Origin of the sequence: Cupriavidus alkaliphilus, from assembly GCF_014191175.1 — a bacterium.
In the GTDB taxonomy this organism is placed as follows: domain Bacteria; phylum Pseudomonadota; class Gammaproteobacteria; order Burkholderiales; family Burkholderiaceae; genus Cupriavidus; species Cupriavidus alkaliphilus.
Map to the genome: position 1 here is coordinate 136,579 of NZ_JACHWE010000002.1, position 24,059 is coordinate 160,637.

A 24,059-nucleotide genomic window follows, 5' to 3' on the forward strand; every position below is an offset into this window, starting at 1 on the left:
TAGTATGATTCGTCTTATCCATATGAGTCAGTCATGGATCGGCCGGCCGCGCCGCAGGCGGCATTGCAAAGGACACTAACGTGGGTTCCAGATTCGATGCCGGCGCAGCCATCGGCGGCGTGCTGTACAAGGACGTCAAGCAAGCCATCCTGGCCGCCCTGGCCGAGGGTGAGTGGAAGCCGGGCGAGGCGATTCCGTCGGAGCGCAAGCTGATCGAGCGCTTTGGCGTATCCATCGGCACGCTGCGCAAGGCCATTGACGAACTGGTGGCCGAGAACATCATGATCCGCCACCAGGGGCGGGGCACCTTCGTCGCGACGCACCGGCAGGAAGACCATTTCTTCCGCTTCTTCCGCATCGTGCGCCAGGACGGGTACCGCGAGTTCCCGACGGTGCAGCTGGCAAAGTTCCGCCGCGCCAAGGCCGACAAGGAAGAAGCCGCGGCGCTGGGCCTGCCGCTCGGCGAGGCCGTGTTCCGCTTCACCAACGTGCTGTCGCTGGAAGGTCGCGCGGTCATGATCGACGCCATCACCGTCCCGGCGGAACGCTTCAGGACGCTGACCGAGAAGCTGCTGCGCGAGCGGCCGAACACGCTCTACAACTTCTACCAGGACGTCTTCGGCATCAACATCATCCGCACCGAAGAGCGCCTGCGCGCCGCGCTGGCCGACGAGGAAGACCATGAGCTGCTGGGCGTCCCGGTCGGCACCGCGATGCTGAAGATACTGCGGGTGGCGTCTTCCTACCAGAACGAGCGCATCGAGTACCGCGTCTCCCGGCTGGATACGTCGGATTACGAGTTCGCGCTGTCGCAGCCGTGACGGCGTGAGGCGTCACCCGCGCATGGCGCCGGGACCGTGCGCCCGATGGGTCAGGCGCCGGCGATCATGCGCAGCACCGCGGCCGCCAGGGCGCCATTGGGGTCGCCCAGCAGGTCCACTGCATCGAAATGATGGCCGCGCTCCTGCACCACCACCTGCACGTCGAAGCCGCATTCGCCCAGCAGCGCCTGGTATTCGCGCTGCAGCCGGTGGTACTCCGGCGATTCATCGCCGCCGACGGTCAGGATCATGGGCAGCTTGATTTTGGGGACATGGTGGACCGGACTGTAGCGGGCGACGTCCGCCGTGGTCAGCCCGACCACCTGGTTCAGATAGCACAGCCGGATGGGCTCCAGGTCATACAAGCCGCTGATCGCGCATCCACCCTTGAGGATATCCGCCGGTACGCCAAAGGACGCCCAGTCCGTTCCCGCCAGCGTGGCGGTGAGATGACCGCCGGCCGAATGGCCGGACACGAAGATGCTGTGCGGGTCGAATCCCAGTTCGGCAGCATGGCGGTAGAGCCAGGCCACCGCCTCCTGATTGTCGCGGACGATCTCCGCCATGCCCACCTCCGGCGCGAGGCGGTAGTTCACCACTGCGACGTTGATATCGCGCTGCAGGTACGGCGCTGCAACGAAGCTGAAGTCGGATTTATCTAGCGATTGCCAGTAGCCGCCGTGAATGAAGACCAGCAGCGGGCGCTCGCGGCTGGCCGCGGGGAAGAAGTCCAGTGACTGCTTGGCGTGCCCGCCATAGGCGAGATCCGGCTTGACCGGATGCTGGCGACGGAACGCGGCGCTGGTGTCTTCCCAGCGCTTGAAGATGTCCTGGAATTCGGGGATTCCCGCCCGGACGTTGTACTGTTTGTCCAGTTCTTCCTGATTGAAGTTTCGATACATTGACATTACATTTGGCTCCAGACTGTGGGATCGAGGCTTCGATTCCGTGGGGGTCGTTGCGACGCTTGTCGCGTCCGGCCAAAGATACGCATCCGCGTCTTGCTGCGCGCGCCGCCAGATGACAACCCCTATCGCAAAGACGCCATGTACGGAAAGAGCGAGAACCGCGACGACTACCAGGCGATAGACCGGCCGGTCGGTGGGATGGCGCGCAAGCTGAAGGATGGCTTCTATATCGCCGCGCATTCCCATCCGCGCGGCCAGCTGATCTATGCCTATGTGGGGGCCATCCTGGTCACCACCGACTTCGGCTCCTGGGTGGTGCCGCCCCAGCGCGCGGTCTGGGTGCCGAGCAACGTCGAGCACGCCATGCAGGCGTGCGGCGACGTCGAGATGCGGACGGTCTATGTCCGCGAAGATGCCGTTCCACCAGAGTTGCACGGCTGTTGCGTGGTGGCGGTGCCGCCGCTGCTGCGCGAGCTCATCTCGGCCACCGTGCGCATGCCGATGGCGTATGAGGAAGGCAGCCGCGATGGCCTGGTGGTGCAGCTACTGCTGCAGGAGCTGCGTCCGCTTTCGGTGGTCCCGCTGCATCTGCCGATGCCCAGGGATCCACGGCTGGGCAAGATCTGCGCGAAGATCCTCGAGGACCCCGCGGACGAGACCTCGGTGCAGGCGTGGAGCCGCTCGGTTGGCGCCAGCGAACGGACCATCATCCGCCTGTTTCCGGAAGAAACTGGCATGACCTACAGCCGCTGGAAGCAGCAGGCCCGCCTGATGGCCGCGGTCCGCCTGCTTGCCGAGGGGTGCCATGTCACCGACATCGCACTGCAACTCGGATACGAAAGTCCAAGCGCATTCAGCGCCATGTTCAGACGCGCGCTTGGCATGACGCCCACCGAATATTTCCGGGACCGGACCGGCGATTAGGCGTCTTCCCCTTCGGGTTGGCATCTGCGCGACAGCAACTGGCGTCAAGGCGCGAACCGGGGGCAGGACCGTGCGGCACAGTCTGGAGGCCGCCGGATGGCCAGCACCGCGCTCGCTCCGTCGGCATTTGTCCAAGTCGAGGAGTGAATATGTCAGTGATGGATCGTATCCAGGCGGCAGGCATCGTCCTGCCCGCCGCTGAAATGCCCAGGGCGCTCTATGTGCCATACACGCTGCACCATGGTTTGCTGACGATCTCAGGCCAGCTGCCGCTGCAGGACGGCAAGCCAATGTTCATCGGCAAGGTGCCCGGCACGGTCAGCGTCGAGGCGGCCCAGGCGGCGGCGCGGCTTTGCCTGGCCAATCTGCTGGGCTGGGCGTGCGCCGCGACCGATGGCAATCTGGAGCGCATCCGGGGCATCGTGCGCGTGGGCGGCTATGTTGCAGCCGAGCCCGGTTTCGACGATGCGCCGCTGGTGATCAATGCTGCGTCGGAACTGCTCAACCGGATCTTTGCCGAGCGGGGGCGCCATGCCCGCCTGGCGCTCGGCGTTGCGAGTCTTCCGTTCGGTGCCCCGGTGGAGATCGAGGCAACCTTTGCGCTGGACGCCTAGGCGATGGGCGCCGCGACAAAGGCCGGCTACGCCGACGTGCTGGTGGGCCTGCAATATGGCGACGAGGGCAAGGCCCGGGTTGTCGACCACCTCGCCGCCGGGTATGACGTGATTGCGCGCTTTAACGGCGGGGCCAACGCCGGGCATACCATCGCAACGCCTGCCGGTGCGCTGCGGCTTCGGCAAGTGCCTTCCGGCGTGCTGCACCCCGGCGTTGCGCTCTACATCGGCTCGGGCTGCGTGGTCGGGTTGCAGCAGTTGGCGTCCGAGATCGCGATGCTGGCGGCGCAAGGCATCAGCCTGGACGGGCGCCTGACAATCAGCGACCGGTGCCCGCTGGTTCAGCCCCGTCATGTGCTGACGGACCGCCGCTATGGCGCAGGGATCGGCACCACCGGCAACGGTATCGGTCCGTGCTACGCCGATCTGGCAGCGCGGATGCGGGGCGCCGAGCGCGTTGCGTTCCAGTTGCGCGACCTGTGGTGTGACGAGGACTGTGTGTTCGAAATGATGACCCGTCTGGCGGCGCAGTCCGATGACGATGACGAGCGCATCACGGCGATGATGGACGAGATGCGTCGTGCGTGGACAGTGGTCCGGCCGTTCGTGACCGCCGATGCTGTCACGCTGTTGCGGCGGGTGGAGGCCGGTGCAAGGGTGCTGTACGAGGGCGCGCAGTCGGTAATGCTGGACGTGGTGCATGGCGCCCAGCCGTGGGTCACGTCCAGCCATACGCTGCCCGCCTACGCCTACGTGGGCGGAGATCTGCCGTGCCGGTATCACCGCAAGACCATCGGCGTGGCCAAGGCCATCGTTTCCCGGGTCGGCGGTGGTCCGCTGCCGACCGAGCTGGGCGGGCAGCGTTCCGAGGCCTACTGCGCCGCGGCAGCACACGCGGGCCGCGGACGCGCCGACGAAGCGGCCAGCCACGATCCGCTGGCCTTGCTTGCCGAAGGGGATGCGTTCGCGACGGGCGTGGCCATCAGGATGCTGGCGAACGAGTACGGTACCGGCACCGGCCGGCCACGGCGCGTGGGCCTGCTCGACGTTGCGCAGCTGCGGCTCGCGATACAGCAGGCCGGCGTCGACGAGGTGTATCTCAACAAATGCGACAGCCTGGCCGCCTTTTCCCACACTCCCGAACGTCGCATCCCGGTCGTGGTCGGCGAGGCCGGCAGCGTACGCCAGCGCGTGTTGCGATTTCCGGCGTTTGCGCAGGAGGCCATGCCGACCGATGCCGGCTCGCCGCTGCCCCCGCAACTTGAAGCGCTGCTCGCATGGCTGGCGCAGGCCATCGGCCGGCCCTTGCGCGGTATCGGACTAGGACCGGAACGCGCGCAGATGCGGCTTCTTGAACCCATCCAGCAGACCACACCATGACAAGTACCACCCCTGCCTACCTGCGCAGCGAGATGCGCCGGACCGACCTGGCCTGGACCGACTGGCCGGCCATCGAAGCCTTCTTGAGGAATGAGCTGATCTGCCGGGTCGCGGTGCATGACGCACCGTATCCCTATATCACGGCGCAGAGTTTTACCTTCACCGGCGACGCGTTCCTGATCCACAGTTCGAGATTCGGCAAGCTTGCCGCTGCGATCCGGGCGAACCCGTTGGTTACGATCGAGGTCGACCGGCCCGTGGCCTTGCTGAAGGCGCCCAAGGGCCAGAACACCAGCCTTGAGTATTTCAGCGTCATCGCGCGCTGTGCAGTCCGGCTGCGTGACAGTACCGACGAGGTGCGTGCCCACCAGTACCAGGCGCTGGACAAGTTCCGCCCGGAAAAGGACTACACGCCGATCGAGGATGGCGCGGCCAGCCAGATCGTCGCCTATCGCTGCGAGATCCGCGAGATGAGCGCGAAGAAGCGCATCCTGGCTGACGGCCAGTACTCGCCGCCAGGGCAGCCGCGCGCGCCGTACCTGCGCTATCCGTTTCAGTCCGGTGCGACGCTGTCCGGTCTGCCGCCGGAAGCGTTCGATCCCCATCGGTTCGAGGCGAAGTAGGGCTCGCCAGCGCAAGACATGAAGAGGTGCTTCGGCACCTCTTTTTTTTTGGGGGCTTCATCGCCGAACTTCGGGAGGGTGATGCAGCTCCGGGGAAGGCAGCCTTGGATCTTCACGGCCACCGGATACGCAACGAGCCACCGCCGCTGACTTGGCGCCTGCGAGACAGAGCTTGGCGTTCGGGCGCGCGTCGTGCAAGCGGCCGCAAGCGACAGTAGTGAGCGATAGCGCAACCACGTGTTATCGCTTGCCGCCAGTGCCATAGAGCACCGGCACTAAAACGACTGGAGACAAGATGAAGCATACCTCTCTCGAGCTGATGCGCGTGCGCACCGGCGACCGGCTGGAACGGCTGCCCGTATGCGGGTATCACCGCCTTCTGTTTGCCATCATTGCGCTGGCCTTCTTTTTCGACAATCTCGACCTGGCCATGATGACGTATCTGCTGGGCTCGATCCGGGCGGAATTCGGATTGTCCGCTGCGCAGGCGGGCATGCTGGGGAGTGCCAGCTTTGTCGGCATGGCCGTCGGCGCGCTCAGTTCGGGGATGCTTGCCGACAGGTTCGGGCGCAAGCCCGTGTTCCAGGTCAGCATGATCATCTGGGGTGTGGGCAGCTATCTCTGTTCCACCGCGAGCAACCCCATGGAACTGGGCGCATATCGGCTTTTGCTCGGCATCGGCATGGGCATGGAGCTGCCGTTGGCACAGACGCTGATGTCGGAGTTCATCCCGGCGCGGCAGCGCGGCAAGTATCTAGCATTGATGGACGGCAACTGGCCGATCGCGTTTATCTGCGCTGGCCTGATGTCGTACTACGTGCTGAGTGCCTATACCTGGCGCACGATGTTCCTGCTCGGCGCAGTGCCGGCGCTCTTCCTGATCGTGGTTCGGCGCTTCGTGCCCGAGTCTCCGCGCTGGCTTGAATCGCGGGGGCGCCATGCGGAAGCGGGCGCGATCGTCGAACGTATCGAGCAGTCGGTGATGCGGCGGATGAAACTTGAGGCATTGCCGGAGGTCACCCCGTCGGTTGCCGCGGCGGAGCCGGACGCATCGGGGCTGCGCGTGCTGTGGTCGCGCTCGTACCGCAGCCGGACCCTGACCGTATGGGGTCTGTGGTTTTTCGCTCTGCTGGGGTTCTATGGCCTGAATACATGGATCGGCGCGTTGCTGCAGCAGTCCGGACTGGGCGTGACCAAGTCCGTGCTGTACACGGTGTATATCTCGATCGGCGGGATTCCGGGCTTTCTGTGGGCGGCGTGGGCGGTGGAGCGCTGGGGGCGCAAGCCTGCCTGCGTGGCGACGCTGGTCGGCGGAGCCTGCATGGTCTTCATCTATGGCCGGGTCGCCGGCTCGTCGCCGGAGCCGCTGGCGTTGTTCCTTTCCGGCGGCATGATGCAGTTCTTCATGTTCGGCATGTGGGCGGTGCTTTATACCTACACGCCGGAGCTATATCCCACGCGTGCGCGTGCCTCGGGCTGCGGCATGGCTTCGACCGTCGGACGCATCGGCTCGCTGCTGGGACCGGCGCTGGTGGGACTGGTGCTTCCCGTCGCGGGGCAGGCTGGCGTGTTCTGTCTTGGCGCGCTGTGTTTCCTTGCGGCGGCGGCGATCGTATTCCGCTTCGGCATCGAGACCCGCGGCAGGGCGCTGGAAAACATCGCCGACTAGGAGCGTCGTGCGCTGCAACGCGCCCATGGCGCCGATCGGTGTCGATGCGGTGACAGTGTGGAGAACCTTGGCGCGCCTGCCGCGGCGTGCCGTCTGTCGACCGAAGCCTTGCCGGACTACTCCGGCAAGGAGGTGCAGAAGATCGTGATGGAATACCCGCCCGGACGGTTCCGACCCGGCCCACCGGCATGACGCGCATGGCTTTGTCTATGTGCTGGAGGGCAGCATCGTGGTGGCCGCCGGAGGCGGATCAGTCCACCACCGCCACGACGCTGGCAATGCCTTGCCGGGTCATCTTCACATAGGGGCAGAAGCGCTCGGTATTGCGCACCAGTTCTTCGGCCAGCGCCCGGGCCACGCCCGGCATCCTGACGCGGACATCCGCGGACAGCGCATAGGCGCCGTCTACGGGGTCGCGGCCGAAAGCGACTTCGACTTCCACGGCGATGTTGTCGATAGGGACGCGGGCGCGCTGGGCCAGCAGGTGCAGCGCGCCATGGAAGCACGCGGCATAGCTCGCGGCGAACAGCTGCTCCGGGTTGGTGCCGTTGCCCGGACCTCCCAGCGCGGCCGGCAGCCGCAGGTCGATGACGAGGTTGCCGTCATCGGAGCGGGCCACGCCGGAGGCGCGCCCGTGCCCGGTTTCGCCACCCGTGACGGTGACGGCCGTGGTGTAGAGCGGATCGAAGTCAGGCCCGCGATATTTGTCGAGCAGGCTCAACGGCGGGGGTTGCAGTTTCTGGTTCGCCATGGGCCGGCACTGGGGTCAGGTCCGCGCCGGCTGGCGCTGTCGCAGCCATGCCTCGAAGCTGGTCTTGCCCAGCCGCGCGGGGCCGTCCGGAACCAGCGTGCCATCTTCCAGCTCGGCGCCGAAATAGGGGGCCTTGGCGTCGACGACCACCTTGCGCGGATCATTGGTGGCTGCGAGATAGCGTTGCACCAGCTCGCTCAGTGCAAAGCGCTGCGGCCCGGCGATATCGACGATGCCGTTGGCGGGATCGGCAAGCGCCTGGTCGGCCACGGCCTCGGCCACGTCGTCGGAGGCGATCGGCTGGATCGATGCGGACGACAGGCGGATCGCATCGCCGTCGGCACCCGATTCGGCGATGCCGCCGAGGAACTCGAGGAACTGCGTGGATCGAACGATGGTGTAGGGGATGCCGGCATTGCGGATCAGCGCTTCCTGCGCGATCTTGCCGCGGAAGTAGCCGCTCTGGGCAAGCTTGTCGGTGCCGACCACCGACAGCGCGACATGGTGTGCAATCCCGGCCGCCTTCTCCGCCGCCGCCAGGTTGCGACCCGAGGTTTCGAAGAAATGCAGCACGGCATCGTCGGCGAACGATGGAGAATTGGCCACGTCCACGACCACCTGCGCGCCGGCGAGCGCCTGCCCGAGACCTTCTCCGGTGAGCGCATTCACGCCCGTCTGTGGCGATGCCGCCACCACTTCATGGCCTTGCGCGGCAAGCCGGGCCACGACCTTGCTGCCGATCAGTCCGGTACCGCCAATCACAACGATCTTCATCACGCACCTCGGTTCGGTTGGTAGGGAAGGGCTGTCGACCCATGCCCCCATGCTAGGTGAACCAGGGTCGACGCGGTAGCGCCGCGGGCGGATGCACGCTGTTTCCCGTTAGGCACCAATCGTCAAGCTGCGGCAAGGCGGCTTTCAGCCGGTGGCCAGGTAAATCTGGTAGCCGGCCAGGCCGCGTTCGCGCGCGTGGCGCGACCCCGCCCAGAACGCGGCTTGCGGCCCGGTGAGGTCACGACTTCATGACGGAGGCGATCCGGGGGCAGAACCTGCACTGCCTGGCGGACTACGGCATGGGCTATGCGAAAGCCGGTCCGGGGGGCTGATGCCGGCAGCCGTGCCGCCCGGCAGATGCCTGCCTACGCCGCGCCCGCGACATAGCGCCGCTGCAAGTCCCCGAACGACGCCAGTTCCCCGCAGATCGCACTGGCGGCCACCGTTGGCGGGCTGGCCAGCCAGACCTGCCCCGGACCGGAGCGCCCGGGGAAGTTGCGGTTGATCGAACTGACCGTCACCTGCTCTGGCCGCTCGGAAGACCCCGGGCCGCAGTTGGCGCAGGCGCCGCAGGACGGCTGGAGGATGCGCGCGCCGATGGCCTGGAACGTCTCCAGGTAGCCCTGGCGGATGCAATAGTCGCGCACGTCGGTGGTGCCGAACTGCAGGTAGAGCGTGACCTGCGGCGCCAGGCGCAAGCCGCGCTGCACGGCCCAGTGCAGCACTTCGTGGTACCAGTCGAAGTCCTCGCGCTTGCCGGCCGTGCAGGAGCCGCCGTAGGCAATGTCGACGGGAACGCGCTGGGCCAGCGCCGCCAGCGGCATGCCGTTGCCCGGATCGCCGGGGCGGGCCACCATCGGCACGAGCGTGCCGCAGTCGATGACCAGCGTGGCGGCGAACGCGGCGCCGTCATCGCTGCGCATCCAGGGCTCGATCTCGAAATCGATGCCGCGCCGCTCCCTGAGGAAGCGCACGGTCTGCGCATCGGGGGCGACGATGCCGGTGAAGCCGCCCAGCTCGGCACACATATTGGTCAGCGTGGCGCGCTCGTCGATCGACATCGCGCCGACCACCGGGCCGGTGAACTCGAACACCTTGCCGACGCCGGCGCCGGCCTTGATGTCGGCCCGGGCCAGCAGGTGCAGCACCACGTCCTTGGCCGTGACGCCCGGCGCCAGCACGCCGTCCAGGCGCACCCGGATGCATTGCGGCAGGGTCATGCGCACCGCGCCGGTCACGAAGGCATTGGCCATGTCGGTGGTGCCGACGCCGAACGCCACGCAGCCCAGCGCGCCGCTGTGCGGGGTGTGGGAATCGGTGCCCACCACCACTTGCCCGGGCAAGGCATAGCGCTCGGCCATCATCGCGTGCGAGATGCCGGCCGCACGCGCGACCGCGGCGCCGCGGGACTCGTCCTCGGTCAGCGTGCGATGGCATCGGAGCTGGTAGTCGCGCACGAAGTCTCGCTGCGCCGCGCACATGCGGGCGACGTTGTCGACCAGGCCGCCGCGCACGTGAGCCGGGCTTTCGCCGACATAGGAGGTGTGGTCCTCGAACACCACGATGCGATCCGCATCCCTGAGCTGCAGCGGCTTGCCGAACGCCGCGTGCAGCATGTGGGCGCACATGCCGGTGTAGTACTCGTGGATAAAGCGCCAGTCGGCCCGCACGAAAATGCCGTCGCCCGGAACCGGTCGGGCCGGCGTCACCGGCGTTGCCAGCAGATGCCGCTGCACGATTTTCTCGAACAGGGTCTGCGGGCCGGTGGGGGCGCCGGTGGGGGCGGGTTCCACGTCGCTCAGGTGCGCCTGGCCGAACCTGAGCAGGCCGCCATGCCGCAGGATGGCTGCGGCGAGGGCATCGCGCCCGGCCACCAGCGTGTCGGTGTCGATGGGTTCGCCTTGCTCCAGCCGCGTGAGCAGGCTGAAGTCGGTCGAGGTGAACAGGCCGATGTTGTCGGCATTCTGGCGGTAGATGCGCTCGAAGCTGCGGGCGATGACGAGACGGATGCCGGCCAGCTTCTCCGCCGCCGGACTATGCTCGCGCGACGAGCCCTTGCCGTAGCGGTTGCCGGCGACGGTCACGGCGAAGCCGCCGTCGCGGATCGCGCCGGCCGGGACCGGGCAGACACCCTCAACCTTGTAGCCGGTATAGGGGAAGCGGCCGAGCGCGTCGTCGTAGTGCGTCAGGATCGGCACCGGCGTGATCTCGTCCGTCGAGACGTCGTCGCGCAGCGCGCCGGCGGTGGCCAGCGTCATCGGCTGCCCGTGCAGCTGTGCCGTCATGGCCGGCGCCGAGTCGGCAAGGAACAGGATGCGGGCCGTGGCCCCGATGGCGCTCATGCAGGTCTCCGATGGCATTTCGGCGCAACTCTACCGGCGCTGGCGCGCGCGCATGAAGCGCTGATGCGGCATCGCGGCTATCTGCGCCAGACATATCAGGGTAAACCCGGGGATCATGCGCGGCGCGCGCGGCAAGGTTAGTATCGGGCGACATTCCGGCCTGCCCACCCGGGCGCAATGACCATGCACCGCATCGATCCCGTCAACATCCAGCTGTTCCTGGCCGCGGCCCGCGAGGGCTCGATCAAGCGCGCGGCTGAAACCGAGCATATCGCCCAGTCGGCGCTGAGCCGGCGCATCGCCGAACTGGAGCGCAGCCTGGGGGTGGTGCTGTTCGTGCGCTCGCCCGCCGGCGTGGTGCTGACCGATGCCGGCGCCCGCGCGCTGGAACTGGGGCGCAAGCTGAACGAAGACATCGCCAGCTTTGCACGCGAGGTGCAGGACCTGGGAGACCGGGTCGCCGGCGTGGTGCGGGTGTCGGCCAGCCCGTCGGCCATCATCGGTTTCCTGCCGGAGCGCCTGCATGCGTTCAAGACGGCGCATCCGCTGGTCGAGATCGCGCTGTACGAGCGCTCCACCGCGGAAACGCTGCGTGCCTGCCTCGATGACCGGGCCGACGTCGGCATCGGCGTCGCGGCCAAGACCCCGGGCGGGCTGGAATCATGGGCCTTTGGCAGCGATCCGCTCAATGTGGTGGTGCCGTCGTCGCATGCGCTGGCCCGGCGCAAGCGCATGCGTTACGCCGAGGTGCTCGCGCATCCGCTGGTGGTGGTGCAGCCGGGCGGCGCGCTCGACCAGGACCTGCGCGAGCAGGCGGCCAACCTGCGGCTGCCGTTCAACCAGGGCGTGGCGGTCTCCAGTTTCGAGGCCGCCTGCCGCATGGTGGAGGCGGGGCTGGGCATCGCCGTGCTGCCGGCCAGTGCCGGCGCGGCCTATGCGGGAACGCGGCGCTTTGTGCGCGTGCCGCTGGATGAACCGTGGCGCCAGCGCCAGCTGTGCATCTATGCCCCGTACAAGCAACCGCGGCTGCGGGCGATTGCCGCGATGATCGCGGCGCTGCAGCCACAGGGCGGAACGGAAGCTATGCCGGGCTGAGATACCCGGTCCAGCGGATTAGCACTCGGCCACCGCGGCGTCGCAACCCTACACTCCGTGCCAAAGCCACCGTCCACGGTGCGATTCGACCCACGGAGACAAAACCATGCAGACCTCGCTGTTTCGACAGGCGTGCAAGGCGCTTGCGGCCCTCACCACGCTGGCAATGCTTGGCGGCCAGGCCGTTCCGGCCCATGCGCAGGATGGCAAGCCGCTCAGGCTGATCGTGCCGACCCAGCCCGGCTCGCAGGCCGACGCCGTGGCCCGCGCGCTGAGCCAGCCGCTGGGCAAGCAGCTGGGCCAGTCGGTGGTGGTCGAGAATATCGCCGGCGCCGGCGGTGTGCCGGGCACCCAGCAGATCGTGCGCGCGCCGAAAGACGGCTCGACGCTGGGCCTGATCTCGTCGAACCACGTCATCAACCCGTTTATCTACAAGAGCCTGCCGTATGACGCGCTGCAGGACATCACGCCCATCACCGTGATCGGCACGCTGCCGCTGGTGCTGGTGGTCAATCCCGCGGTGAGCGCGCACAACACCAGGGAACTGCTCGCGCTGCTGAAGTCGAAGCCGGGCGAACTGAACTACGGCTCGTCGGGCAACGGCACGGTGCTGCACCTGGCCGGCCAGCTCCTGGCCAGCGAGGCCAGGGTGGACATCCGCCATGTGCCGTACAAGGGCGCCGGCAATTACACCACCGACCTGGTCGGCGGCCAGGTGCAGATGGGCTTCCTCACCGTGCAGGCGGTGCTGCCGCTGATCAAGGCGGGCAAGCTGCGGGCGATCGCCGTGTCCACGGCGCAGCGGGTGCCGGCGCTGCCCGAGGTGCCTACCCTGGCGGAATCCGGGGTGCCGCGCTACAGCTTCGATGCGTGGCTGGCGATCGTCGGGCCCGCGGGCATGCCGAAGCCGGGTGTGCAGGACCTCCAGGCGAAGATCCAGGCCACGCTGCGCGAACGCGAGGTGCAGGAGCAACTGGCGGCGCAAGGACTGGTGGTGACGGGCACCGGCGCCGATGCGGCGGTGCCGTTCTTCAAGAGCGAGCTGGACAAGCACGCGCGCATCGTCAAGCAGGCAGGGGCGACGCTGAACTGAGGCGCGGCCGGGGCCAGGGCCCGACAAGCCTAGATCCGTCCAAACTTGTTCAGCAGGCTCTGGAGTGCCTTGCCTTCAAGGATCAGAGCGCGCATGGCCTCCTCATTGCGCGCGATTGTCGTGGCGCGCAGGTACACATCGGCCATGCTGGCTTGCGGTACTACCGCAACGGCGATCTCGTCTGCCACGACCAGGTCGCCGGGATTGACAAGCACGCCTGCGCACGGGGCGGAACATTGATCGCGAGTTGCTCACGGCGCCCGCTCAGCGCCGTGTAGGCCTGGCGCAGACCGGAGGCTTGGCTGAGATCGGAAAGCCGAGGAACGTCGCTTCATCGGTATCGCGGCAGCTGCCGTCGAAGATGGCGCCGACGACGCCGGCTTTCCTGGCCAGCCCGGTCATCAGCCCGCCTCAGATCGAGGTTTCGGTTTCGCCAAAGGCGTCGATGACGATGACATCGCAGGGCCTGGCGACATTGAAGACTTCGAGGCAATCGACGATGTCGCCGGCGTGAACCAACCTGACGCCTGCCAAGCCGTCGCCCACGCGGCGCCGGCAGCTACACGGTGCGCGCCGCGGGCCAGCCTACGGTGCTGTTCGCGACGTCAGACGTCGACTTTCGAGCCGTCCGGATTTGCTGCGATGCGGTAGGTACCGCTCTCGCGGAAGGTCCGTACGGTGGCGAAGGTGTCTTCCATGAACTGCACAAAGCTCAGCTTGTCGTTCTTGGCGCGAGCCAGGATCGAGAGCGGCGATGTCACGGTCTTGCCCAGAACATTCGAGCGATATGTGAAGTAACCGAAGGCGGCCGCGCCATCAGCATTCTCGAATGTGTCTTGTAGTTCGAACGCAACCGTAGACCAGTATGCGGACACGTCCTTGAAGGTCTGAACCAAGCCCTCGGTTCCAGCCGTCGTACCGGCCCAAGGCATGATCTGCTTCAATTCCGGATGCGAGTAGTTGAGCGAAACATAGATGAAGTCGTCGGTGGTGTATTGACGGACATGTTCCAGGTCTGTCGGATTCCGCAATACGGCCTGCAGGAGCGCCAGAGGACTATTGGACGCGGCCGGCGTGACTACGCTCGGGGCCTGTGCATCCTCTACATTTGCAGTCTTGGTGTATACATTATTTGCCATTGCGATATTTCCTTTGTGTGGTGACGTCGTTGATAAAACGTGCAGCATCTAGATGCGGTCTTATTCATGGCGAATCTTTCCTGACTCGCCCTGCCCGTAAACTGAACGTCGGGCTGGTTGATGTGACCACGCTCAGGAGAGGGACATCGTTAGCCCCGCCGTTATTGCGTATGCCCTATTTTCCCTTTCCTTTCTCCAGTGAGCCGAATCTGGTAATGAGAAAATCAATTCCCTCCTTCAGCGCATGCTCCCCTTGGGGATGGGTTGCCTTGTCCTTGAAGAACTGAATGAAGCCATGCGCAGAGGACGGGTACGAGGTGCTTCTTGCCTCGTTGCCGGCCTGGTCCAGCAGGTCGGCATAGGCGAGACCCTCGTCATGCAGCGGATCCAACTCCGCAACTTGGACAAGCGCTGGTGGAAGATTTTCGTGACGACCCCGGAGCGGGGCCACCAGAGGATTCGAAGCATCGGCTCCCGTTGGCACGTAGCTCGCCAAGAGCTGTTCGGTTTCGCGGCGCGTTGGGAAATTGGATGCGCCGAGGCGCTGCCAAGAATGCGTTTCCATCTTGTTGCTCAGCATGGGATACATCAGCCACTGCGCGATGATTGCGGGGCCGCCTCGGTCACGTGCGAGGAGGGCCAGCGCCGCGACCAGATTGCCGCCTGCGCTGTCACCAGCAACTGCAATGCGGTCGGCGTCACCGCCGATTTCGGCTGCATTGCCAACTGCCCAAACCAACGTCGCATAGGTGTCGTCGAGGCCAGCCGGGAAGGGATGCTCGGGGCTGAGCCGGTAGTCAACGGACAACACCAGTGCACCCGCGCCGTTGGCAATGGCCCGTACCAACACATCGTGAGTGTCGAGGTCGCCTGAGACCCAGCCACCTCCGTGCACGAAAACGACGATGGGCAAGCCGCACACTCCCGCAGATCCGTTTGGCACGTAGATCCGGATCGGAATCTCTCGCACCGGATACTCTCCGGGGATGGCAATGGTGCGAATCTCCGCGACAGGATCGGGAGTTCCTGCACTCGGTATCAGCGCCCGATACGTCCTGCGCAATTCGTCGGCAAACATGGATAGCTTCTCGTTCATTGGGTCACACTCACTCGGATGATCATCGCGCCGTGACGGCGCCCGGTTGGAGCACGATGTGCTTGTATTCAAGGAAGTCGTCGAGCCGTGCGATCGCGCGAAGCCATCTGCATCCACTTTGCTTTTGGCCGCCTTCTTCGAACTCATCACGCATCGCGCTCTGTCGTTGATCCAGACCGTCCCTACTTCAAGTTCACGGGCAATACGCAGCGGTCGCCATCTGGACAAGTCATTGTGCTGCCGCAACACGCGACTCAAACCGCGCGTTGAAACGCATCCGGCGAGAATCAAGCCGATAACTTCGGTGGCAGGAGTCGTTCAATAATGGACCTGAGCTTGCGCCGGTGCGGAAGGCAGCACGGCCGCAGCGCCGATCGCGCCAGAAGCAATGCTGAATCCGCGGCGGCTCGGCAGCGTGGCGGCGGCAATGATTTGGTTTTGCACGCGATTCGCGAGATGGCGACAGTGGAGATGGGCATGGAGCTACTGCTTGGTGCGCCCTACTGTGGGGGAGCGACGCCAGGTACGACGGGCAGGAAGAGCACCGATGGATGTTCCGTGTCGTGTAGGATCGTCTGCCGCGCCGTCACCGCAGTCGACGTTGTTTCATTGGAGTCGCCGGTGTTGAGATTTCTCTGATAGTGCGGGAAGTTGGATGAGCTAATCTCTAGTCGAATGCGGTGACCCGGCTTGAATAGAGTAGCCGTATGCCCCAGCTTAAGTTCGTATTCGTAAGGGGTGTTCGGGGTGATCGGATCCGGAAGTGATTTTGATCCATGCCGATACCTCGCGCGAACGATGCTGTCCACGACGTTGTGCGCATAGCCATCGGGATGCACATCGACAAGTTTCGCTGTGAAATCTGTATCGGCGGCCGTTGTTTTAGCCCAAAAACGTACCTTGACGGCGCCAATTACCGCCATGGGTTCCGTTAGCAGATCGCTCGTATATACGAGCACGTCCATGCGCTTTTCGATCTCGGACTGATCGAACGCCTGGCTGGCGTCTTTCCCACCACGGGTGGGCACGGGGTCCAGTGGATCGTAGGTGAACGAGTCGGCGGGGCCTTGTGAGCCGATCGTTGCGCTGAGCGAGCCGTCGCCCGATGAGGTGTTCGCATTGCCGCCGCTCGACAGGAAGAACGCCCTGTTCACAGTGCCTGGAACGGGATATGCCGTCGTCCTGAACATGAAATTGTCACCGGAAGTTCCGCTGTCTGGAGGAACTAGCACGCTAAGCTGAACCCGCGGTTCATTGTCCAGCCCGTTGTCATTACCTTGCAGGTACTTGTCTAGGAATTTCGTGGTCAGGGCCTCCACGTTGGTTTTGTTTTGGCCCCAGGTCACCTGACCAGGGTCCGCCTTGGCGAGACCGTGACCACAGCAATCCATGACAAGCATTGTTCCGTCGCGGGCCTCAGGTGTGCCGCCCGATTGCTTGAGCCCTAAAAACCCATCGATCGTTCCGTTCGCTAGGATGTCGTACCAACCGCCGCTCACGAGCGCCGGCACCTTCACCTGGGAGAACTGGCGTTGGACGTCTATCTTGGCCCAAAAGTCATCGTACGTGGGATGCGAGTACCAGTCCCAGATGTACGGGGCTAGCGATTTCGCTGTGGCATTCCATTCACCGGTGAGAGGAAGTGCGCTATTCCAGTTCATGTTGGCGGTCTGGGTCGCCTGCCACTCGTTAACTCTTGCAGTGATCGCTTCGTCGGAAAGACCCTGGGCAGCTAACTGCCTCGCCATTGCATCCGGAACGAAAATTAGCCCCCAGCGATGAGCTAATTCCACATCGAAGACACCATTTCTCCCAACAAAGTCGTCGTGATAATCGGTCGCAGTGATTGCTGGCGTAAATGCGAAGAGGTTCGGCGGGGACGTAATGGCTGCCTGCCATTGCGTCACCCCGAGATATGACCCGCCCGTGAGTCCGACCTTACCGTTTGACCAAGGTTGAGCTGCCGCCCACTGGACCGCGTCGTATCCATCGTTTTGTTCTTGGACGAACGGCGTAAACGTCCCTTCGGATTTGTTTGTGCCGCGAACCTCCTGACCAATGACCACGTAGCCGCGGCTGGCCTGAGCTGCCGCGGTGCTACCCAAGAATCCTGAAAAGCATCCATCTCCAAGCAGTCTCCCGTAAGGATTGCGGGCCATGATGACGGGATACTTGCCATTCCCCACCGGTTTATAGACCTCCGTGTACAACTTCACTCCATCGCGGGTCGGCATCATCTCCACGGTACAGCTGATGCCGTCCTTCACGACCGGTGGCGGAGCGGTCGCGACAGAGCTGTTGCCGTCTGAACTGCCGCCGCACCCCACGAGGACGTGCGCAGCGAAAGCTGCCACGGGTGCCGCTAAGCGAACCGGAACTTGCATGGAAGTCTCCTAAGATTCTTAATTGCATTGAAGTCTTACGAAGCTTGCCACCCGGTGCTCACAGCCGCTTTGGCATCCTTGCAAGTTGTCAAGCTCGCTCAAGGAACAACGCACGTTCTCCAAACGTTGAGGGTTTTCCCCTAGCGCTCGCGCGTTGCGCTCGAAGCTGATCGAACGGTTGGCCAGGCCGTCTATCTCCACCGTGAAGCAACCTTGAATGGGGTGCCGAAGGCGCCTAGCGTGTTGGCCCCACTGCCGTGGAGGCCGGCCTCGGATAAAGGCGAGTTCGCCCCCCGCACGCAGCTGGATCAGGCCGCCGATGTCGGGAGTCGGAAGCCGGGCTGAAAAGACGCCGGCATCGAGCTCTCCTGCACCACCTTCGAGGTGGCGAGCTTTTTGCCAACTAGGTGTTCACCGTGCGCAACGCCATCAGCGCAGCCAATGGTCACGCGCTACACATGTCCCTGGGCGGAAGGGGGCATCCGCGCTCTCCCGGGGCAAACCATCAAGGTGATATGAGTTTGAGGAGTTTGCTATCATCGAACAGGGTGCCACCGAATCTGAACAGCGCGAGCGAGGTACATCACATGGACAGCTCAGACCATGGCAAGCATCCAAAGCAAGGCGTGGAATCGTGGGTCCAGTTGGCCAAACCGACGTTGAGCGACTCCCTTGAGGTCACGAGATACAAGGGTGGCGACAGTGAAATCGAGTCCTTCCTTGATTCGAAACTGTGCATCTCCCTCGTGCTCAAAGCGCCATTACGTGGTGAAAATCGTCAGCAAGGTAGGTCTTGGCAGCGCACGGCTAGCGTCGGAGGCGGAATTGTCTACCTGCCGCGTGACCATTCGGCCCAATATTGGTGGACCGGCGCATCAGAAGCGATTAACGTCATGGTGGACGCGGATTGGCTGCGGGCCAGGAGTTCCGCCGAAGCACGGCTGCTTCCAGATCGACCGATATATGGCTTGCGCGATCCGATACTTGCTCAGTTGGTGCAGTACCTCTTCAAGGAGAACGTCGAAGGGTCGCCTCATGGGGCCGCGTATTCGGAGTACTTGGCGCTGGCGGCTATCTCGCGCCTCGGACCTCTTATGTCTCGGAGAAGTCTTGAGAACAAGGCAGTACGCGGAGAATTTCTGGTCGCCAGGGCTCTAGACTATATCCACGCCAACCTCGATAGCAACTTGTCGGTTCGGGAAATCATCGACGCCTGCGAGTTTGAAGGCGACCTTTTCGCCTTCACGCGGTTGTTCAAACGTTACTGTGGGACGGCGCCGCACCGGTACATATTAGACGCGCGCCTGGAGCGCGCGAAGAAATTGCTTCTGCTCGCTGATCGACGCATGACCGTGACGCAGGTGGCACTGATGTGCGGCTTTGTCAATCTCAGCCACTTTTCGAGCGCGTTCAAGTCCAAGTGGGGGATTCAGCCCTCTAGGATCCTGGGCGTATAGCTTGCACTTCGTTGCCCGCTCTCAAGAAACGAAACTGAAGGCGGCCGAGGTCAGGCGGCCACCTCCACAAAGTTGAGCTGGAAGGCCAGCGCGGGGGCACGCCGTTTAAGGGTGGCGATGCTGCGCTGGCGCTGTTGCTGGCGGCCCTTCGCTCTCTGCGGGTGGGGCGCTGGCGGCTGTTGCAGGATATTGGGAGCGGGCTTTTCCTCGCCAAGGTGGCCGGCCCGAGCAACTCCCCGCCACGCCCTTTGCGCGCTTCAGCTGCCGCAAGCGTGGATCAGGAATTCGCGCAGCGCATCGGCCGGCTTGCCCAGCTTGCGGCCGGGCTGCCACAGCATGCCGACCTCCATGTCGGGCACCGCATTGGCAATCGGCCGGGCTTCGATCTGCTTGCCTTCCAGCGACCAGGGCCGATACACCATGTCGGACAGCACGGTGACGCCGAAGCCATGCGCCACCAGTCCGCGCAGTGCTTCCATCGAACCGGTGCGGAAGGCGATGTTGGGCGCGAGCCGGTGGCTGCGCCAGTAGCGCAGCGTCGAGTCCTCGGCCTCGTCGACGGTGATGAGCAGGTACGGATACGCCGCGATATCGCGCAGCGAAGGCCGCTCCACCTCCAGCAGCGGATGGCTGGCCGAGGTCCATAGCTGGCGCCGCGACCGCATCAGCGTATGGCGCTGGAAGCGCTGGGGCTTCTCCAGGTTCGACAACAGCGCGATGCCCAGCTCGATCTCGCCCGCCAGTACGGCGCGCTCGATGTCGGGGCGGTCCATGTCGAGCAGGTCCAGCTCGATATCCGGATAGTTGGTGCGGAAGCGCGCCAGCAGTCCCGGCAGGAAGTATCCCAGCACGGTGTAGGACGCCGCCAGCCGCACGCTGCCCTGCAGCCCGTGCACCTGGAAGCGCGGCTCGCGCAGCGCGTCTTCGACCGAATCCAGGATCTGGCGCGCATGCTGGAAGAACAGGTGGCCTTCGGCCGTCAGCGTCACGCCGTGCGGCCGGCGCTCGAACAGGCGCACGCCCAGGCGCTGCTCCAGCGCCAGCACGGCATTGGTCACGGCCGACTGCGACACGTGCTCGGCGGTCGCCGCCATCGAGAACTGCCCGGTTTCCGCCGCCGCGACGAAATAGCGGAACTGCCGCAGCGTGACTTCCTTGGCCAGTCTTTCCGAACCTTCGCGCGCTTTGAACATGGTGTCTCCGAGGTATCCGTTTTTCGGATATCAGGTGTTGGAATTGATGATTTTACGATGAACGCAGCCATTCCTACACTGCTCCGGACAGCAAAAAAAGAAGCACCCAGAACAAAGCACCGGAGACCCACATCGTGAATGCCCCGCTCAATCCCGCCCTGCTCGAAGCCCTGGCCAGCGCCAGCCTGGACGACAAGTACACCCTGGACCAGGGCCGCGTCTACCTGAGCGGCGTGCAGGCGCTGGTGCGCCTGCCGATGCTGCAGAAGGCGCGCGACCGCGCCGCCGGGCTCAATACCGCCGGCTTTATCTCGGGCTACCGCGGCTCGCCGCTGGGCGGCGTTGACCAGGCGCTGTGGAAGGCCAAGCAGCATCTCGCGGCCAGCGACGTGGTGTTCCAGCCGGGCGTCAACGAAGATCTGGCCGCCACCGCGGTATGGGGCAGCCAGCAGGTCAACCTGTTCCCCGGCGCCAGGCGCGATGGCGTGTTCTCGATGTGGTATGGCAAGGGGCCCGGCGTCGACCGCTCCATCGACGTGCTCAAGCATGCCAACTCCGCCGGCTCGTCGCGCCATGGCGGCGTGCTGCTGCTGGCCGGCGACGACCATGCCGCCAAGTCCTCCACCGTGGCGCACCAGTCCGAGCACGTGCTGCAGGCGGCCGGCATCCCGGTGCTGTACCCCGCCAACGTGCAGGAATACCTGGACTACGGCCTGCACGGCTGGGCCATGAGCCGCTATTCGGGGCTGTGGGTGGCGATGAAGTGCGTCACCGACGTGGTCGAGTCGACCGCCTCGGTCGAGATCGACCCGGACCGCGTGCAGGTCGTGCTGCCGCAGGACTTTGCCATGCCGGCGGGCGGCCTCAATATCCGCTGGCCCGATTCCCCGCTGGAGCAGGAAGCGCGGCTGCTCGACCACAAGTGGTATGCGGCGCTCGCCTACGTGCGCGCCAACCGCCTGAACCGCGTGGTGCTCGATTCGCCCAACGCGCGCTTCGGCATCATGACCGCCGGCAAGGCGTACCTGGACGTGCGCCAGGCGCTGGCGGACCTGGGCCTGGATGACGACACCTGTGCCCGCATCGGCATCCGGGTCTACAAGGTCGGCTGCGTGTGGCCGCTGGAGGCGCACGGCGCGCGCGAGTTCGCCACCGGCCTGGAAGAGATCCTGGTGGTCGAAGAGAAGCGCCAGATCCTCGAATACGCGCTCAAGGAAGAACTGTACAACTGGCGCGAGGATGTGCGGCCGAAGGTCTTCGGCAAGTTCGACCAGCGCGGCAACGACGGCGGCGAGTGGTCGGTGCCGCGCGGCGACTGGCTGCTGCCGGCGCACTACGAGCTGTCGCCGGCGCTGATCGCCAAGGCCATCGCGCGCCGGCTGGAACGCTTCGACCTGCCGGCCGAGGTGCGCGCGCGCATTGCCGCGCGCGTGGCGCTGATCGAGGCCAAGGAGCGCGAAGCGGCGCAGCCGCGCATCGCGGTGGAACGCAAGCCGTGGTTCTGCTCGGGCTGCCCGCACAACACCTCGACACGCGTGCCGGAAGGCTCGCGCGCGCTGGCCGGCATCGGCTGCCACTACATGACCTTGTGGATGGACCGCAATACCGAGACCTTCAGCCAGATGGGCGGCGAGGGCGTGGCGTGGACCGGCCAGATGCATTTCACCGACGACAAGCACGTGTTCGCCAACCTGGGCGACGGCACGTACTTCCACTCGGGGCTGCTGGCGATCCGCGCGTCGATCGCGGCCAGGGCCAACATCACCTACAAGATCCTGTTCAACGATGCGGTGGCGATGACCGGCGGGCAGCCCATTGACGGCGTGCTGACGGTGCCGCAGATCGCGCACCAGGTGCTGGCCGAGGGCGCGAAGAAGCTGGTGGTGGTCACCGACGAGCCCGCCAAGTATGGGGATGGTGCGATGCTGCCGTCCGGCGTCGCGGTGCTGCATCGCGACCAGCTCGATGCCGTGCAGCTGGAGCTGCGCGACACCGAAGGCGTCACCATCCTGATCTACGACCAGACCTGCGCCACCGAGAAGCGCCGCCGCCGCAAGCGCGGCACCTATCCGGATCCGGCCAAACGCGCCTTTATCAACGATGCGGTCTGCGAAGGCTGCGGCGATTGCTCGGCCAAGTCCAACTGCCTGTCGGTCGAGCCGCTCGAGACCGAGCTTGGCACCAAGCGCCGGATCAACCAGTCGTCGTGCAACAAGGACTTCTCCTGCGTCAACGGCTTCTGCCCGAGCTTTGTCACCGCCGAGGGCGCGCAGGTGCGCAAGCCCGCTGCGGCTGCCGGCAAGGGCGCCGGCGCCGACTTCGCGGCGCTGCCGCAGCCGCGGCTGCCGGCCTTGGAGCGGTCGTACGGCGTGCTGGTCACCGGCGTCGGCGGCACCGGCGTGGTCACCATCGGCGGGCTGCTGGGCATGGCCTCGCACCTGGAGCGCAAGGGCGTGACCGTGCTCGACATGGCCGGCCTGGCGCAGAAGGGCGGGGCGGTGATCAGCCACGTGCAGATCGCGCCGGCCCCGGCCGACCTGCATGCGACCCGCATCGCCACCGGCGAGGCGCGCCTGGTGATCGGCGGCGACGCCATCGTCTCGGCCTCGGCCGAAGTGCTGTCCAAGGTCCGACATGGCCTGACCGCCGCGGTGGTCAACAGCGCCAACACTCCCACCGCGGAGTTCATCAAGAACCCGAAGTGGAAGTTCCCCGGCGCCAGCGCCGAGCAGGACCTGCGCGCCAGCGTGGGCGATGCCTGCGCCTTCTTCGACGCCAGCGCCTGGGCCGTGACCCTGCTGGCCGACGCCATCTACTCCAACCCGCTGCTGCTGGGCTTTGCCTGGCAGAAGGGCTGGATCCCGCTGCAGCACGCCAGCCTGGTGCGCGCGATCGAACTCAATGGGGTCTCGGTCGACAAGAACCGCCTCGCCTTCGAATGGGGCCGATATCTCGCCCACCACGGCGAGGCCGCGGTCAAGGCGCTGCTGCCGGCCGCGCCGGCCGCCGCCAGCGCGCAGGTCGTGTCGATGCCGCAGACGCTCGATTCGCTGATCCGCAAGCGCGAGGCGTTGTTGACCGACTACCAGAACGCCGCCTATGCCGCGCGCTATCGCGACGCCGTCGCGCGCATCCGCGCCGCGGAGCAGCAGCTGGGCATCGACCGCAAGCTGCCGCTGACCGAGGCCGTGGCCCGCAACCTGGCCAAGCTGATGGCGTACAAGGACGAGTACGAGGTGGCGCGCCTGTACACCGACCCCGCTTTCCTCGACAAGCTGCGCACGCAGTTCGAAGGCGAGCCCGGGCGCGACTACCAGCTCAATTTCTGGCTGGCGCCTCCGCTGCTGGCCAAGACCGACGCAAAGGGCCAGCTGGTCAAGCGCCGCTTCGGCCCGCGCACGATGACGGCATTCCGCCTGCTGGCGCGCCTGAAGGGTCTGCGCGGCACCGCGCTGGATGTGTTCGGCAAGACCGCCGAACGCCGCGCCGAGCGCGCGCTGGTCAGCGGCTACCTGGCCATGGTCGAAGAGTTCGCGGCTTCACTGAGCGCGGACAACCTCGACACCGCGCTGGCCCTGGCCGCGCTGCCGGACGATATCCGTGGCTACGGTCACGTGAAGGAAGCCAGCATGGCAGCGGCGGCGGTGCGGCGCGAGGCACTGCTGGCGCAGTATCGGGGGGCGGCGCGGCGGGATGCGGCCTGACGCGGCAGCGCCCGCGGTGGTCCCGCCGCGACGTGAGGTATCAAGGGGGCAGGAAATCCTGCATGGGTGGCGCACCGGCGCCGGGGCGTGGT

Annotated in this window: 21 protein-coding genes and 1 pseudogene; 11 read left to right on the forward strand and 11 right to left on the reverse strand. The window is 65.5% G+C overall.

The genetic code is table 11. The features are described 5' to 3' along the window. Window positions 1-80 precede the first annotated feature (80 nt). Window positions 81-821 (forward strand): GntR family transcriptional regulator, encoded by a 741-nt coding sequence (locus FHX60_RS07270; protein WP_183282927.1) that lies wholly within the window; start codon window positions 81-83, stop codon window positions 819-821. 50 nt (window positions 822-871) lie between these two features. Here the strand turns inward: FHX60_RS07270 and FHX60_RS07275 are convergent, their stop codons facing one another. After that, on the reverse strand, window positions 872-1,729 hold the full coding sequence (locus FHX60_RS07275) for an alpha/beta hydrolase (RefSeq protein ID WP_183282928.1): 858 nt from the start codon (window positions 1,727-1,729) through the stop codon (window positions 872-874). A gap of 138 nt (window positions 1,730-1,867) precedes the next feature. On the opposite strand from FHX60_RS07275, the gene FHX60_RS07280 reads away from it, so the two are divergent. The 6 genes and pseudogenes from FHX60_RS07280 to FHX60_RS27670 all read left to right on the forward strand — a co-directional run. Then, on the forward strand, window positions 1,868-2,653 hold the full coding sequence (locus FHX60_RS07280; protein WP_183282929.1) for an AraC family transcriptional regulator: 786 nt from the start codon (window positions 1,868-1,870) through the stop codon (window positions 2,651-2,653). 149 nt (window positions 2,654-2,802) lie between these two features. Then, on the forward strand, window positions 2,803-3,267 hold the full coding sequence (locus FHX60_RS07285) for a RidA family protein (protein ID WP_183282930.1): 465 nt from the start codon (window positions 2,803-2,805) through the stop codon (window positions 3,265-3,267). A gap of 3 nt (window positions 3,268-3,270) precedes the next feature. Further along, window positions 3,271-4,647, forward strand: a complete 1,377-nt coding sequence (locus tag FHX60_RS07290) for an adenylosuccinate synthetase (protein WP_183282931.1) — start codon at window positions 3,271-3,273, stop codon at window positions 4,645-4,647. Continuing rightward, the gene (locus FHX60_RS07295) at window positions 4,644-5,270 is read left to right on the forward strand and encodes a pyridoxamine 5'-phosphate oxidase family protein (protein WP_181486993.1); all 627 of its coding nucleotides are present in this window, start codon (window positions 4,644-4,646) and stop codon (window positions 5,268-5,270) included. The genes FHX60_RS07290 and FHX60_RS07295 overlap by 4 nt, the downstream gene beginning before the upstream one ends. A 295-nt stretch (window positions 5,271-5,565) precedes the next feature. Next, window positions 5,566-6,939, forward strand: coding sequence for an MFS transporter (locus FHX60_RS07300; protein WP_183282932.1), 1,374 nt, complete (start codon window positions 5,566-5,568; stop codon window positions 6,937-6,939). 57 nt (window positions 6,940-6,996) lie between these two features. Continuing rightward, window positions 6,997-7,189: pseudogene (locus tag FHX60_RS27670) on the forward strand (cupin domain-containing protein); the annotation flags it as partial. Here the strand turns inward: FHX60_RS27670 and FHX60_RS07305 are convergent. From FHX60_RS07305 to FHX60_RS07315, 3 genes are all read right to left on the reverse strand, one after another. Further along, entirely contained in the window at window positions 7,190-7,690 is a 501-nt protein-coding gene (locus FHX60_RS07305; protein ID WP_112775096.1) for an Ohr family peroxiredoxin, read from the reverse strand. A 15-nt stretch (window positions 7,691-7,705) separates the two neighbouring features. After that, window positions 7,706-8,464 (reverse strand): SDR family oxidoreductase, encoded by a 759-nt coding sequence (locus FHX60_RS07310; RefSeq protein WP_092312897.1) that lies wholly within the window; start codon window positions 8,462-8,464, stop codon window positions 7,706-7,708. 365 nt (window positions 8,465-8,829) lie between these two features. After that, window positions 8,830-10,806, reverse strand: a complete 1,977-nt coding sequence (locus FHX60_RS07315) for an aconitase family protein (protein ID WP_183282933.1) — start codon at window positions 10,804-10,806, stop codon at window positions 8,830-8,832. Window positions 10,807-10,989: 183 nt separating this feature from the next. Between FHX60_RS07315 and FHX60_RS07320 the strand changes: the two genes are divergently transcribed. Both FHX60_RS07320 and FHX60_RS07325 read left to right on the forward strand, forming a co-directional pair. After that, entirely contained in the window at window positions 10,990-11,901 is a 912-nt protein-coding gene (locus tag FHX60_RS07320; RefSeq protein WP_183282934.1) for a LysR family transcriptional regulator, read from the forward strand. A gap of 106 nt (window positions 11,902-12,007) precedes the next feature. Further along, window positions 12,008-12,994, forward strand: a complete 987-nt coding sequence (locus tag FHX60_RS07325) for a Bug family tripartite tricarboxylate transporter substrate binding protein (RefSeq protein ID WP_183282935.1) — start codon at window positions 12,008-12,010, stop codon at window positions 12,992-12,994. 29 nt (window positions 12,995-13,023) lie between these two features. On the opposite strand, the gene FHX60_RS07330 is transcribed toward FHX60_RS07325, so the two are convergent. The 6 genes from FHX60_RS07330 to FHX60_RS07350 all read right to left on the reverse strand — a co-directional run bounded on the left by FHX60_RS07330 (window position 13,024) and on the right by FHX60_RS07350 (window position 17,613). After that, window positions 13,024-13,182 (reverse strand): RraA family protein, encoded by a 159-nt coding sequence (locus FHX60_RS07330; RefSeq protein ID WP_183282936.1) that lies wholly within the window; start codon window positions 13,180-13,182, stop codon window positions 13,024-13,026. Window positions 13,183-13,258: 76 nt separating this feature from the next. Beyond that, a complete protein-coding gene (locus FHX60_RS07335) occupies window positions 13,259-13,396 on the reverse strand; it encodes an RraA family protein (protein ID WP_183282937.1) in 138 nt (45 codons plus the stop codon). Between the two features lie 9 nt (window positions 13,397-13,405). After that, a complete protein-coding gene (locus FHX60_RS27675) occupies window positions 13,406-13,528 on the reverse strand; it encodes a hypothetical protein (RefSeq protein WP_260163660.1) in 123 nt (40 codons plus the stop codon). A 71-nt stretch (window positions 13,529-13,599) separates the two neighbouring features. Then, window positions 13,600-14,133 carry a nuclear transport factor 2 family protein gene (locus FHX60_RS07340; protein WP_221209943.1) on the reverse strand — a complete coding sequence of 178 codons (534 nt, stop codon included), beginning with the start codon at window positions 14,131-14,133 and terminating at the stop codon, window positions 13,600-13,602. A gap of 175 nt (window positions 14,134-14,308) precedes the next feature. Next, complete coding sequence (locus FHX60_RS07345; RefSeq protein WP_260163662.1) at window positions 14,309-15,211, reverse strand: alpha/beta hydrolase; 903 nt, start codon at window positions 15,209-15,211, stop codon at window positions 14,309-14,311. Window positions 15,212-15,729: 518 nt separating this feature from the next. After that, window positions 15,730-17,613 (reverse strand): CocE/NonD family hydrolase, encoded by a 1,884-nt coding sequence (locus tag FHX60_RS07350; RefSeq protein ID WP_183282938.1) that lies wholly within the window; start codon window positions 17,611-17,613, stop codon window positions 15,730-15,732. A 587-nt stretch (window positions 17,614-18,200) separates the two neighbouring features. Here FHX60_RS07350 and FHX60_RS07355 point away from each other — a divergent pair. Then, window positions 18,201-19,070: a helix-turn-helix domain-containing protein gene (locus FHX60_RS07355; protein WP_183282939.1), complete on the forward strand. Its 870-nt coding sequence runs from the start codon at window positions 18,201-18,203 to the stop codon at window positions 19,068-19,070. Between the two features lie 257 nt (window positions 19,071-19,327). Here FHX60_RS07355 and FHX60_RS07360 read toward each other — a convergent pair whose 3' ends face one another. Further along, window positions 19,328-20,263: a LysR substrate-binding domain-containing protein gene (locus FHX60_RS07360; RefSeq protein ID WP_092312884.1), complete on the reverse strand. Its 936-nt coding sequence runs from the start codon at window positions 20,261-20,263 to the stop codon at window positions 19,328-19,330. A 134-nt stretch (window positions 20,264-20,397) separates the two neighbouring features. On the opposite strand from FHX60_RS07360, the gene FHX60_RS07365 reads away from it, so the two are divergent. After that, on the forward strand, window positions 20,398-23,967 hold the full coding sequence (locus FHX60_RS07365) for an indolepyruvate ferredoxin oxidoreductase family protein (RefSeq protein ID WP_183282940.1): 3,570 nt from the start codon (window positions 20,398-20,400) through the stop codon (window positions 23,965-23,967). The last annotated feature ends 92 nt before the right edge of the window (window positions 23,968-24,059 follow it).

Coding starts and splice junctions, on each gene's coding strand:
- FHX60_RS07275 (WP_183282928.1), bottom strand. CDS start 1,729: ATGTCAATGTATCGAAACTTCAATCAGGAAGAACTGGACAAACAGTAC.
- FHX60_RS07280 (WP_183282929.1), top strand. CDS start 1,868: ATGTACGGAAAGAGCGAGAACCGCGACGACTACCAGGCGATAGACCGG.
- FHX60_RS07285 (WP_183282930.1), top strand. CDS start 2,803: ATGTCAGTGATGGATCGTATCCAGGCGGCAGGCATCGTCCTGCCCGCC.
- FHX60_RS07290 (WP_183282931.1), top strand. CDS start 3,271: ATGGGCGCCGCGACAAAGGCCGGCTACGCCGACGTGCTGGTGGGCCTG.
- FHX60_RS07295 (WP_181486993.1), top strand. CDS start 4,644: ATGACAAGTACCACCCCTGCCTACCTGCGCAGCGAGATGCGCCGGACC.
- FHX60_RS07300 (WP_183282932.1), top strand. CDS start 5,566: ATGAAGCATACCTCTCTCGAGCTGATGCGCGTGCGCACCGGCGACCGG.
- FHX60_RS07305 (WP_112775096.1), bottom strand. CDS start 7,690: ATGGCGAACCAGAAACTGCAACCCCCGCCGTTGAGCCTGCTCGACAAA.
- FHX60_RS07310 (WP_092312897.1), bottom strand. CDS start 8,464: ATGAAGATCGTTGTGATTGGCGGTACCGGACTGATCGGCAGCAAGGTC.
- FHX60_RS07315 (WP_183282933.1), bottom strand. CDS start 10,806: ATGAGCGCCATCGGGGCCACGGCCCGCATCCTGTTCCTTGCCGACTCG.
- FHX60_RS07320 (WP_183282934.1), top strand. CDS start 10,990: ATGCACCGCATCGATCCCGTCAACATCCAGCTGTTCCTGGCCGCGGCC.
- FHX60_RS07325 (WP_183282935.1), top strand. CDS start 12,008: ATGCAGACCTCGCTGTTTCGACAGGCGTGCAAGGCGCTTGCGGCCCTC.
- FHX60_RS07335 (WP_183282937.1), bottom strand. CDS start 13,396: ATGACCGGGCTGGCCAGGAAAGCCGGCGTCGTCGGCGCCATCTTCGAC.
- FHX60_RS07340 (WP_221209943.1), bottom strand. CDS start 14,133: ATGGCAAATAATGTATACACCAAGACTGCAAATGTAGAGGATGCACAG.
- FHX60_RS07345 (WP_260163662.1), bottom strand. CDS start 15,211: ATGTTTGCCGACGAATTGCGCAGGACGTATCGGGCGCTGATACCGAGT.
- FHX60_RS07350 (WP_183282938.1), bottom strand. CDS start 17,613: ATGCAAGTTCCGGTTCGCTTAGCGGCACCCGTGGCAGCTTTCGCTGCG.
- FHX60_RS07355 (WP_183282939.1), top strand. CDS start 18,201: ATGGACAGCTCAGACCATGGCAAGCATCCAAAGCAAGGCGTGGAATCG.
- FHX60_RS07360 (WP_092312884.1), bottom strand. CDS start 20,263: ATGTTCAAAGCGCGCGAAGGTTCGGAAAGACTGGCCAAGGAAGTCACG.